The 12,298-nt window shown below is 63.8% G+C and carries 10 protein-coding genes; 6 read left to right on the top strand and 4 right to left on the bottom strand.

Annotation, left to right across the window (positions count from 1 at the left end; all coding sequences use genetic code 11):
* Window positions 1-31: 31 nt before the first annotated feature.
* Window positions 32-2,521, bottom strand: coding sequence for a mechanosensitive ion channel family protein (locus AC07SZ_RS06860; protein WP_056572613.1), 2,490 nt, complete (start codon window positions 2,519-2,521; stop codon window positions 32-34).
* Window positions 2,522-2,727: 206 nt separating this feature from the next.
* Here AC07SZ_RS06860 and AC07SZ_RS06865 point away from each other — a divergent pair, with 206 nt between their 5' ends.
* The 4 genes from AC07SZ_RS06865 to AC07SZ_RS06880 are packed head-to-tail and all read left to right on the top strand — an operon-like array spanning window position 2,728 to window position 7,864.
* Complete coding sequence (locus AC07SZ_RS06865; RefSeq protein ID WP_494913803.1) at window positions 2,728-3,987, top strand: sarcosine oxidase subunit beta; 1,260 nt, start codon at window positions 2,728-2,730, stop codon at window positions 3,985-3,987.
* Between the two features lie 10 nt (window positions 3,988-3,997).
* Window positions 3,998-4,294, top strand: a complete 297-nt coding sequence (locus AC07SZ_RS06870; RefSeq protein WP_056572614.1) for a sarcosine oxidase subunit delta — start codon at window positions 3,998-4,000, stop codon at window positions 4,292-4,294.
* Entirely contained in the window at window positions 4,291-7,284 is a 2,994-nt protein-coding gene (locus tag AC07SZ_RS06875) for a sarcosine oxidase subunit alpha (RefSeq protein ID WP_494913804.1), read from the top strand. Before AC07SZ_RS06870 ends, AC07SZ_RS06875 begins: the two co-directional genes overlap by 4 nt.
* The gene (locus AC07SZ_RS06880; protein WP_172373466.1) at window positions 7,277-7,864 is read left to right on the top strand and encodes a sarcosine oxidase subunit gamma; all 588 of its coding nucleotides are present in this window, start codon (window positions 7,277-7,279) and stop codon (window positions 7,862-7,864) included. Before AC07SZ_RS06875 ends, AC07SZ_RS06880 begins: the two co-directional genes overlap by 8 nt.
* 21 nt (window positions 7,865-7,885) lie before the next feature.
* On the opposite strand, the gene AC07SZ_RS06885 is transcribed toward AC07SZ_RS06880, so the two are convergent.
* The gene (locus AC07SZ_RS06885; RefSeq protein WP_494913805.1) at window positions 7,886-8,296 is read right to left on the bottom strand and encodes a VOC family protein; all 411 of its coding nucleotides are present in this window, start codon (window positions 8,294-8,296) and stop codon (window positions 7,886-7,888) included.
* On the bottom strand, window positions 8,293-8,805 hold the full coding sequence (locus tag AC07SZ_RS06890; protein ID WP_494913806.1) for a DMT family transporter: 513 nt from the start codon (window positions 8,803-8,805) through the stop codon (window positions 8,293-8,295). The genes AC07SZ_RS06885 and AC07SZ_RS06890 overlap by 4 nt, the downstream gene beginning before the upstream one ends.
* An 86-nt stretch (window positions 8,806-8,891) precedes the next feature.
* Here AC07SZ_RS06890 and AC07SZ_RS06895 point away from each other — a divergent pair, with 86 nt between their 5' ends.
* Window positions 8,892-9,788: a LysR family transcriptional regulator gene (locus AC07SZ_RS06895; protein WP_172373460.1), complete on the top strand. Its 897-nt coding sequence runs from the start codon at window positions 8,892-8,894 to the stop codon at window positions 9,786-9,788.
* Between the two features lie 165 nt (window positions 9,789-9,953).
* Entirely contained in the window at window positions 9,954-11,396 is a 1,443-nt protein-coding gene (locus AC07SZ_RS06900) for an MFS transporter (protein WP_056572627.1), read from the top strand.
* 28 nt (window positions 11,397-11,424) lie between these two features.
* Here the strand turns inward: AC07SZ_RS06900 and AC07SZ_RS06905 are convergent, their stop codons facing one another.
* On the bottom strand, window positions 11,425-12,129 hold the full coding sequence (locus AC07SZ_RS06905; protein ID WP_056573483.1) for a nitroreductase: 705 nt from the start codon (window positions 12,127-12,129) through the stop codon (window positions 11,425-11,427).
* Window positions 12,130-12,298: the final 169 nt, after the last annotated feature.

A 12,298-nucleotide genomic window follows, 5' to 3' on the forward strand; every position in this document is an offset into this window, starting at 1 on the left:
GTTCGCCGTTTCCGGGAAACGGTGAAATGCGCTAGTCGGGATCGGGCTTGCGCGGCTTGCGTCCTGATTTCGCCTGCTTTTTCGCTTCAGCCGCCGCTTCTGCCTTGGCCAGTTCCTGTTCGGCAAAGTCGGCCTCGATCTTGTCGTCGTCGGTAGGCCAGGCCTTCGTATGCTTGGTCTCGACGACAGCGCGGGGCGTCGACGGTATCTCGATATGCTGGTCGTCGAATTTTTCGAGAACGGAGAAGCGGATGTCGTTTTGCACGGCGCTGCCGTTCATAATATCGGCCAGGAACACGCGGATCTCGAATTCCAGCGCGGCGGCGCCGAAATTGGAAAACAGCACGAAGGGCTCGGGGTTCTTGAGCACCAGCGGATGGCTGCGCGCGATTTCCAGCAGGATGGCATGCACCTGCTTGACGTCGCTTCCATAGGCGACGCCGACCTTGATCTCGACACGGCCGAGCTTGTTGCGGTGCGTCCAGTTGCCGACGGCGTTGTTGATCAGGTTCGAATTGGGCAGGATCACCGACTGCCGCTGGAAAGTCTCGATCTCGGTGGCACGTACGCTGATCTTCCTGACCGTGCCGCTGACGTCGCCGGCGACGATCCAGTCGCCGACCTTGAACGGCCGTTCGGCCAGAAGGATCAGGCCGGAGACGAAATTCGACACCACGTTCTGCAAGCCAAAACCGATACCGAGGGAGAGCGCGCCCGCGACCAGTGCCAGGCTGGAGAGATCGATGCCGGCGGCCGAGATGCCAACGAGCGCCGCCAACGCGACACCGGCATAGCCGACCGCCAGCCGGATCGAGTTTCGCACCCCGGTATCGACCTTGCCGCGCGCCATGACGGAACCATCGAGCCAGCCCTGGAACCAGCGCGTCAGGAAATAGCCGATGACGAAGACGACGATGCCCGAAAGGATGCCGGTGACCGAAATCGTCACCGATCCGATATTGATCCCAGTCGCCAGCTTGTAAGCCCAGGCCTGGATGTCGCCGGGCTGGAAGCCCCACATCAGCAGGATCAGCGGCAGGAAAACCAGAATGATCAGCAGATTGATGGCTACACTGACGACAAGGCCGAGTTGGTCGAGTGCCGTATCCTCATAGCTGGAATTGGTCGACAGCCAGCGCCCGACAGTGGTGTTGGCGAACGCCCCCTCCTCGCCGATCGCCTGCGCCGAGAGGAAGCCGATATAGGCGGTGATCAGCGCCGTGCCGGTGACCACGACCTGCAGCGAGACGAACAGCGCAAGGCCGATGAAGCCGAGCAAGGCCGCGGTGATGGTGAACAGGCCAAGCGCCAGTGCCAGGTAGCGCAGCCATGCCGGCCAAGGCCGCCAGCTTCCGTCACGTGCCTTGAACGGCCGCAGCATCGCCATGAGGATCAGGATGATGCCGACGACGATGGTGGCGACGAAACTGCGCGCGATGGTCAGCGACAGCGGCGATCCCATCTTGTCGTTGATGATGGACAGGAATGTGTTGGCGCTGATGACCACGGCCATGGCGGTCGCCAGGCGCACCAGCCAGCGCGCCGGCCCGGTTTCGACCGGGATGAGACGCCAGTTCGGCAGTCGCGGAGACAGTGCCGCATTGGTCAGCCGGTTGACGCAGAACACCACCCCGATGGCGGTCGCCAACGCATTGAGAAACAGGCCAATGTCGCCGCGCAACACATTGTAATAATTGAAAAAGAAGATGGTCGAGCCGAGAAACGCGCCGACCGCCAGCGTCGGCAGCAAGGTAGACCAGAAGGCCACCGACAAGCGGCTGAGATAGGACGGGTCTTCGTTGGAAGGGTCTGCCTCGAACACGCGTCCGAACAGGCGCCTGCCGCCGACCAGCAGCACCAGCGCCAGCCCGAGCGCCACGAAGGTTGCCGCCAAAATGGCCTGGAACTTGAACTTGAAAGCGAAGCTCAGCCATGACGACACCGCCTTGTAGAAATTGGCGTATTCGTCCTGGGCGTCGGAAAACACCTGCGGGCTCAGTGCGTCCGACAGGACGTAGCGCTTGGTCAAAAGGTTGCGGAACAGCTCGCTGCGCATATTGCCGATCTTGTCGATCAGTCCGCTGATACGGATCGACAGGTTCTGCGCGCTGGCGACGACCGCGTTGATCTCGGCCTTTTCCGACGCCAGTGCCTGGCGCTCGCCGGTCACGATGTCGGGCTCCTGCGGCTGGCCCGCGGCCGGCGGCGGGCCTAGCACTTCGATGCGATTGTTGATTTCGGTCAGTCGCGGACGGAACGCCAGCGCACTGGTCAATGCCGCCCGCGACAAATCCTCCAGTTGCAGGCGGATATCCACGAGCGAGGAATCGTCGTCACCGTCCTGCTGTATTTTCTTCTCGAGATCGTCGGTCTTGGCCGTCAGGCCCTGGATGACCTTCTGTTGATCGGTGATCAATCCGGCGGAGCCTTGACCAAGCGCCTGCGCCATCGCCTCGAACGAAGGCGGCGCCGAAATAACCAGCGCGAGGATCAGAACGAGGCGGAGCAATCTCAAAGGCATGACGTATTGGCGACTCACGGGCGGCAAAGGCATTCAAAAAGCCTGTCCTTGATAAAGACGGCCATATCTTGGGGCAAGCCGTCGCATCCGATCGCGCTTGGATCGCGATCCGAGCGTCGGCCAGTCGAAAGGCAATGGCGCAATATTGGCTTTGCGGATACGGCCTGCTCTATAGTCTGCCGCATCGCCCGAACCGGATGACAATGATGGCAGAGTACTCGGCCTTTTCGCTGCTTGCGAACGCGCTCAAGGGAAACAAGGACTGGAAGCCGGCCTGGCGCAAGCCCGACCCGAAGGCTTCCTACGATGTCATCATCATCGGCGGCGGCGGCCATGGGCTCGCCACCGCCTACTATCTGGCCAAGGAACATGGCATCACCAATGTCGCCGTGCTCGAAAAGGGCTGGCTCGGCTCCGGCAATGTCGGCCGCAACACCACGGCCGTGCGCTCGAACTACCTGCTGCCCGCCAACACCCGCTTCTACGAACATTCGATGAAGCTGTGGGAGGGCTTGTCGCACGAGCTCAACTACAATGTCATGTTCTCGCAGCGCGGCTGCCTGAACCTGGCGCACACCCCTGCCCAGTACGACGACTATGCAAGGCGCGGCAACGCCATGCGCCATCTCGGCGTCGACGCCGAACTGATGACGCCCGCCGAAATCAAGCGCCTGATACCGGCGCTCGACATTTCCGGCGATGCACGATTTCCGGTGGTCGGCGGCCTGATGCAGCGGCGTGCCGGCACCGCCCGTCACGACGCGGTGGCCTGGGGCTATGCGCGCGGCGCCGATCGGCGTGGCGTCGACATCATCGAGAATTGCGAGGTTACGGGCTTCCTGCGCGATGGCGACCGCGTCACCGGCGTCACCACGTCACGCGGCGATATCCGCGCCAGGAAAGTGGCGGTCGCGGTGGCCGGCAGCACCGGGCGCGTCATGCAGTTGGCCGGCATCGAGACGATGCCGATCGAAAGCCATGTGCTGCAGGCCTTCGTGACGGAATCGCTGAAACCCTTCATAGACACCGTGGTGACCTTCGGCATGGGCCATTTCTACATGTCACAGTCCGACAAGGGCGGCCTTGTCTATGGCGGTGACATCGACGGCTACAACAGCTATGCCCAGCGCGGCAACCTGCCCATCGTCGATGAGGTGATGAGCGAGATGCTGGCGCTGTTCCCGGGCCTTGCCCGTGTACGCATGCTGCGCTCCTGGGGCGGCGTATGCGACATGTCGATGGACGGCTCGCCGATCATCACCACGGGGCCCCTGCCCGGCATGTACCTCAACTGCGGCTGGTGCTATGGCGGCTTCAAGGCGACGCCGGCTTCCGGCTGGACCTTCGCCTGGACCATCGCCAAGGATGAGCCGCACGATTTCAACGCGCCGTTCACCCTCGACCGCTTCCACCGCGGCCTCGTCATCGACGACAAGGGCCAGGGCGCGAACCCGCGGCTCCATTAGGAAACATCCCGTGCTCATCACTTGCCCCTATTGCGGCCCGCGCGACGTCATCGAGTTCACCTACCAAGGTGACGGCAACCGCGAACGTCCAGACCCCGCCTCGCAGAATTTCGAGGCCTGGAACGCCTATGTCTATGACCGGCTGAACCCGGCAGGCGACCACAATGAGATCTGGCAGCATTCCGGCGGCTGCCGCGCGCATCTCAGGGTCGTGCGCAACACGCTGACGCATGAGATTTCGAGCGTCGCCTTCGTGCGCGGCGATCATGTCTCGACCGCGCGCCGCAAGGCGGAGGACAAGGCATGAGCCCGCGCCGCACCGACACTGGCGGCCGCGTCGACCGGCTGAAGACGATCCGTTTCACGTTCGACGGCGTCGCCTACACCGGCCATGCCGGTGACACGCTGGCGTCCGCGCTGCTGGCCAAGGGCGTCACGCTTTTCGGGCGCTCGTTCAAGTACCATCGCCCGCGCGGCCTGCTGACGGCCGGTGTGGAGGAACCCAACGCGCTGGTGACGGTGCTGAAGGGCGAGGTGCGCGAACCCAATATCCCGGCGACCATGGTCGAGATCCACGATGGGCTTGTGGCGATCAGCCAGAACCGCTTCCCGTCGCTCGCCTGGGACATCAATGCCGTCAACCAGCTCGGCGGCAAGATCCTGTCCGCCGGCTTCTACTACAAGACCTTCATGGGTCCGGTGATCGGTCCGCTCAAGGGCACGCGTTTCTGGATGTTCTGCGAGCACTTCATCCGCCGCGCCGCCGGTCTCGGCAGCGCCGGATCGGTGAAGGATCCGGCCCGCTATGAGCGCATGAACGCCTTTTGCGACGTGCTGGTGGTCGGCTCCGGCCCCGCCGGCCTGATGGCCGCCAAGGCCGCCGCCGATCAGGGAGCGCGCGTCATGCTGGCCGATCTCGAGCCGCGTTTCGGCGGCTCGACCAACTGGTCCGAGGAAACCATCGATGGCGCGCCGGCCGCCGATTGGGCGCGCCGCACCGTCACTCAGCTCGAAGGCCGCGACAATGTCCGGCTTTTGCCGCGCACCACGGTCTGGGGCTACTACGACAACAATACACTTGCCGCGCTCGAGCGGGTCAGCGACCACAAGGAACAGCCCGCCAAGGGCGAGCCGCGCCATCGTTATTGGGCAATCCGTGCCAAATCCGTGGTGCTGGCAACCGGCGCTTTCGAACGGCCGCTGGTCTTCCCGGGCAACGACAGGCCAGGCGTGATGCTGGCCCATGCCGCCGAGCGCTACGCCAACGAGTTCGGCGTGCTGCCGGGTGAACGGATCGCCCTGTTCACCAACAATGACAGCGCCTATCGCGCGGCCGTTGCCCTGAAAAATGCGGGGGCGGCAATCGTCGCCGTCGTCGACGTCCGGTCCGAGCTTTCGGCCGAGATGCGCAAGCTGGCCACCGAGGCCGAAGCCGAGATCCTTGCCGGCCACGCCGTCGTCGCCACCGAGGGCGGCAAGGCGCTTTCCGGCTTCAAGGTCCAGCGTTTCGACATGGTCACCGGAGCCCTCACCGGCGATGAGCGAAGCATCCATGCCGACTGCCTGCTGATGTCGGGCGGCTGGTCGCCGACCATCCATCTGGCCAGCCAGGCCGGTGCCAAAGCGGAATGGAATGCCGCACGGCAAGCCTTCCTGCCGCCAAAACCGACACAGAAATGGATCGGGGCCGGCGCCTTCACCGGCAGTTTTTCGACGGTCGAGGCGATCGCCGAAGGCCGCGCCGCCGGTCTTGCCGCCGCGGGTGGAACAGGCACGCCCGCGGCGTTGCCCACTGTGGAAGCAGTGGCCGGCGACCCCGATCCGGCGCCCGTCTTCGAAATCAGGGCCAAGGGCAAGAGCTTCGTCGACTTCCAGCATGACGTGACGGCCGAGGACGTAAGGCTGGCGCACCGCGAAGGCTTCGTCTCGGTCGAGCACCTGAAGCGCTACACAACGCTTGGCATGGCGACCGACCAGGGCAAGAGCTCCAACATTCCCGGCCTTGCCATCATGGCCGAGGCGCTGGGCAAGCCGATCCCGGAAGTCGGCACGACACGCTTCCGGCCGCCCTTCGCGCCGGTGTCGATCGGCTCGCTTGCGGCCGAGCGCTTCGGCGACCTGAAGCCTGAGCGGCTGACGCCGATGCATGACTGGCACCTCGACAATGGCGCGACCATGTACTCCGCCGGCCTCTGGTACCGGCCGATGATCTACGGGCTTTCAGGCGAAACGGTCGAGCAGGCCTATGTGCGCGAGGCCAGGGCGACGCGTGAAAGCGCCGGCATCGTCGATGTCTCGACGCTGGGCAAGATCGCCGTGCAGGGCCCCGACGCCGCCGCCTTCCTCGACCGCGTCTACACCAACATGTTTTCGACGCTCGCCGTCGGCAAGGCGCGCTACGGGCTGATGCTGCGCGAGGACGGGTTTGCCTTTGACGACGGCACCACCTGGCGGCTCGGCGAACAGGATTTCCTGATGACCACCACGACGGCCAACGCCGGCAAGGTGATGCAGCATCTGGAATATTTCCTCGACGTGATCTGGCCGGAGCTGAAAGTCCATGTCACTTCGGTGACCGACGAATGGGCGGGCGCCGCGATCGGCGGACCGAAGGCCAGGCAGATCCTGGCCTCCTGTGTCACCGGCACCGCCGTCGACAATGCGACCCTGCCCTTCATGGGCATCGTCCGCGGCGAGATAGCAGGCGTTCCGGTGATGATTTGCCGCCTGTCTTTCTCCGGTGAGATGGCCTTCGAGGTCTATTGCGGTGCCGGCCATGGCACCCATGTCTGGGAGGCGCTGATCGACGCCGGCAAGCCGTTCGGGCTGGTCACCTACGGGCTCGAGGCACTGGGCACGATGCGCATCGAGAAAGGCCATGTCACCGGCGCCGAGATCGACGGCCGCACCACGGCGCGCGACCTGCATCTCGACTGGATGCTGTCGAAGAAGAAGCCGTTCATCGGCTCGGCCATGATGGACCGCGAAGGCCTCATCGCGTCCGACCGTCTGGAACTGGTCGGCCTGATCGCGCTGGACAACCGGCCGCTCAATGGCGGCGCGCACATTGTCGAGACGTTGGACGAGGCCAATCCACACGGCTCGATCGGCCACATCACCGCCTGCTGCTATTCACCGGCGCTCGGCAAGCATATCGCGCTGGCGCTGGTCGAGGGCGGCAAGGCGCGGCACGGCACGCGTGCCCATGTCTCCGATCCGTTGCGCAACCGCTTCGGGCCGGTCGAGATCGTCTCCAACCATTTCTACGATCCGGAAGGGACCCGCATGCATGGTTGAGCGCCAATCCCCCCTCGAGCCGGAGTTTCATGTCGGCTCGCACGGTAATTTCGAACATGGCGTCGAGATCCTCCTGACCGAAACGCGGCCGGGTTCGATCGTGCAGCTCGCCGCCTGGCCGGGAGAGGAGAAGAAGTTGATCGCGGCCATCCGCACCGTCACCGGGCTTGCATTGCCCGATGGCGCCGGCGGCGGCCTGAGCGACGGCGTGAAATCGGTGTTCGGCTTCGCACCGGGAAAATTCACCGTGGCCGACGAAGCCGAAGGCTTGGCCGCTTCCTTTGCCAAGGCGGTGACACCGGCCATCGGCACCGTGACGGACCTGTCGCATGGCCGCACCGCCATCCGCATCGCCGGACCGAAAGCGGAGTGGGTGCTGGCGAAATTCTTCGCCATCGACTTCGCGCTGCCGGCCTTCCCCATCGGCGCGGGCCGCTCGACCAGCCATCACGACGTCTTTGCCCAGATCCAGCGCACCAGCGCCGACCAGTTCGACATCTATGTCTTCCGCTCCTTCGCGCGTTCGTTCTGGAAGGCGCTTTGCCATGCCAGCGAGGAAGTCGGCTACGAGGTGCAATAAGTCCACCTCGCCCGGTGTCGACTACGATTGCTGCGCGACGGCGCGCCATTCGGTGTTCTGCAGCACAACCCGGTAGCCGTCGCAATCCTCGAAGGTAACGCCATGCCTGTCCCAATAGGGATTGAAAGACGGAACTGTGGCATAGCCGTGGTCCTTCATGCGCTGGATGGCGGCTTCCCAGGCGTCGCTATCCGGCATGTAGAAGACGACCAGGTTGTCTGCCGTGGGCGCCTTGCCGGCATCGTGGCCATGCGCGTGGGTGAATTCGAAATGATAGGCGTCGCCGGGCTGCCCGAGCATAACGCCATCGAAGCCATCGTGGTCGCTGAAGCGAAACAGCTCCTGGAGACCGATACCATCCCGGTAGAAGCGGGCTACCTCGGCGAGATCGTTCGTTGGCCGCGCCACGCGCAGAACGGGATGAGCTTTCATTTGCTGTCTCCTTTTTGGACCGGATTGAAATCGGACTGGGCCGCCCGTGGCGCAATCGCGCTTGCCCATTGCGTCACGACGAGCCCGCCGATGATCAGTGCAAATCCGGCAAACCGAGCAATGTTTACCGGCCGATGGGCAAAGCTCATCAAGGCGAAATGATCGATGACCAGCGACGCGACCATTTGACCCGCAACGACGGCGACGATGAAGCTCGCGGCACCGAGTTTCGGCGCCAGAAGCAATGCGGCGGTGATGTAGACCACGCCTGCCGCACCGCCGATCCAGATCCACCACGGACCTTTGAGCGCCATCCCGACGGTCGGAACCGGCACCCTGAAAGCGATCATGACCGGAACGATCAGCACAACGCTAACACCCAGCGAGACCAAGGTTGCCCAGAGCGGATGACCGAGCAGGCGGCCAAGCATCGCGTTCGCCCCTGCCTGGAACGGGACGACCGCCCCGGCCAGCAAGGCGGCGATCAGAAAGGAAAAACTGCTGGGCATGATCTTATCTCCATATCGATCATGCCGAATTAGGTCATCAACCTTGCGTATGGAAATTCCATTTTCATACGCATAGTATGCATCAAATGAATGATCTCGCTGGTATCGATCTGAACCTGCTCGTCGTGCTGGAGGCCTTGCTGGCCGAACGCCACGTCTCGCGGGCGGCAATCCGGTTGAACAAAAGCCAGCCCGCCGTCAGCCATGCGCTTGCCAGGCTGCGCCACCTTATCGACGACCCGCTCCTGGTCAGGCGGCAAGGTGGCCTCGAGCCGACGGCACGCGCCATGGAAATCGCGCCGGCTCTCACCGAGGCGCTCGATCGCATGCGGCACCTTCTGGCACCGGCCGGCTTCGACCCGGCAAGGGAGCGCCGGACGTTTCGGCTCGCCATGTCGGACTATGGCGCCGCGGTCATCCTGCCGGCCCTTCTGCCGCTCATGCGGGCGCGGGCACCGAATGTCGACCTCGTGGTCAGCCAGGCGAGCCGCGAAGTGATGGTTTCGCAAATCATCGACGGCGAGATCGATCTTGCCTTTGGTGTTTTTCCGGGCTTGGACCGATCCGTGCGCTCGCATCGGCTGTTCGACGAGCACTTTGCCTGTCTCGCCGATACCGCAAGCCTTGGCGGCAGGCAAACGATGGATCTTGCTACCTATCTGGAGCGGCCGCACGCCCTGGTCGATTTGCGGCCCGAGCGTCAGAGCGAGGTCGACAAGGCCCTGGCCGAATTGGGTCACAAGCGGCGGCTGTGTCTCGTCCTCCCGCATTGGGGCGTGGCGCCACGCCTGATCGCCGGCACCGACCTGGTGCTTACAGTCGCCAGCCGGATACTGCCGGCGCCCGGCGATGGGCTCTGCGTCTTCGCTCCACCTTTCGAAGTTCCGGCCTTTCAATTCACGCAAATCTGGCACAAGCGACGCGATGGCGATCCGGCGCACCAATGGTTGCGGTCGCGGCTTCAGCATCTGCTTGACGGTTGAACGGTAGAGCGGCGTAAGGAGCGCTCTGGCATCAACGCCAAGGCGTTCTGCCGCTAGAGAATCCTGCCGCAGGCGCCCATGATGAACCACGCGGCCGCCCAAACGGTCCAAGGGGTACAAATCCCGTCTTAAGAGTCGGCACAGTCGTTTGGTTCGAACATCCCCATGACCGCAGAAATATCCGCCGGCGCCACGGATCGCGCCGATGTGTCGGCCAGAGCCTTGCTTCTGCTGCCGCTGACGGTCGCTTGCGGCGTGTTCATGACCAGCCTCGACCAGAATGTCGTGGTGACGGCGCTGCCCGGCATCGGCGAAAGCCTCGCTCGCCCGCCCAGCCAGCTTGGCCTCTTGATCACCGTCTATGTCGCCAGCCTGATCATCTCGATGCCGCTCGGCGGCTGGGCGGCCGACCGCTTCGGCCTGCGCAACGTCTACTGCTTTGCCTTGCTGGTGTTCGCCACCTCATCGGCGCTCTGCGGCCTGTCGAACGACATCTGGACGCTGGTCGGCGCCCGCGCGCTGCAGGGATTTGGCGGCGCGCTGATGGGCACGCTCGGCCAGGTCGTCATCCTGTCGAGCTTTCCGCGCAACCGGACGCTGAAGATCAACATGTATATCTCGGTGGCCAGCCAGACCGGACCACTGGTCGGGCCGCTCGTCGGTGGCGCGCTGACCACCTACATTTCCTGGCGCTGGATCTTCTTCATCAATGTGCCGTTCGCGCTGGCGGCGGCGATCCTTGCCGCCTCACTGTTCCCGACAGTGACCAAGCCGGTGCGCACGCGCTTCGACTTTCCAGGCTTCCTGCTCGTCGGCAGCGGCATGGTCCTGCTTGTCTTCGGCATGGACTCGCTTGCCGCCAAGGATGCCGCCGGCGGCATGATCGCCGGCGAACTGGCGCTGGCTGTCGTCATCCTGTCGATTGCCTCGCTCTACTGCCTGCGCGTGGCCAATCCCCTGCTCGACCTCAAGCTGCTGCGAATCCGCACCTTCCGCATCTCGTTTCTCACCGGCGGCGGCCTGGACACGATCGGGCTCAGTTCCGTCGCCTTCCTGCTGCCGCTGATGTTCCAGCTCGGCTTCGGCATGAGCGCGGTGCAGGCGGGATCGCTGACCTTCGTTGCCGCGCTCGGCTCGGTGGTCATGCGTTTCTTCATGCCACGCGTTCTCAACCGGTTCGGGTTTCGCCGCGTATTGGTCTTCAACACGCCTGTTGTGGCGGCGATGGTCGCGGGCTTCGCCTTGATGCAGGCCACGACGCCGGTCTGGATCGTGCTTGGCTACATCTTTGTTTTCGGCGTCTTCCGCTCCATCCAGTGGGCCTCGACCGGAAACCTCGCCTATTCCGACATCGCCCCCGAACAGCTGGCCCGCTTCAGCGCCCTTTATTACATCCTCTGGCAGCTGGCGGTGGCCATCAGCGTCGGCCTTGCGGCGGCCATGCTGTCGTTCCTGGCCGGCGGCGGCCCTGCCGTGACCAATGATTTCCGGATCCTGTTCGCGATCGAAGGCGCCATCACGCTCTGCGCGCTGCTCGCCTACCTCAAGCTGACGCCGCAGGACGGCGCCCATGTCAGCGGGCACGGCATGCAGATGAATACGGAATAGCCGACGGCCAAGTCTTTTCGGCGGCGCTCTATTCGCTGAACGTCACCCACTCTTCGAGCGGCACGCGGTCGGTGCGGAAGGCGTTTTCCGGCTTGGAGGTGTCTTCGTAACCAAGCGCCATGCCGCAGACGACAATCTCCTCGTCGGGAATGTTGAGTACTGGCCGGATCTGCCGGTGATAGGGCGCGAAGGCCGCCTGCGGGCACGTGTGCAGGCCCCGGCCCCGCGCCGCGACCATGATGTTCTGCAGGAACATGCCGTAGTCGATCCACGAGCCCTGGTTGAGCCGGCGATCGATGGTGAAGATCATGCCGACCGGCGCGTCGAAGAAGACGAAGTTACGGTCATGCTGGGCGCGCATCTTGTCCACCTCCCGGCGGCCTATCCCGAGCGCGCCGTAGAGGCCAAAACCGTTCGCACGGCGGCGGGTAAGATACGGCTCGAAGAACTGGGTGGGATAGTAGCGATACTCGTCCCAGTCGGCCTTTTCGGCGCGGATGCCGGAATTCAGGATGGCATCGGAGATCTGCTGCTTGGTCTCGCCCTTGGTGACGTAGACCCGCCACGGCTGCATGTTGGTGCCGGACGGCGCGCGCGCCGCAACCGCCAGAATGTCCCGGATGGTGTCGTCGTCGATCATGTCGGGCAGGAATGCGCGCACGGAACGGCGCGACATGATCGCCTCGTCGACGATCTCGGCATCCCCCGCGATTCGAGCCTTCTTTTCCAGCATGGGCCGTCCCTTAGCCTTTTTGTCGATCGGACGTCCCCACTCGCCGCTCGCGGCGGAGCCTTTGCATGAACCGCCAAAATCCTGCAAGCAAATCTTGAGCATCGGTGAAAATCCACTTGATTTTTTCATGAGCTTGATTTCTCATGAAATTCGGGATGAAATTTTCACA

The organism is Mesorhizobium sp. GW821-FHT07A06, assembly GCF_059419085.1.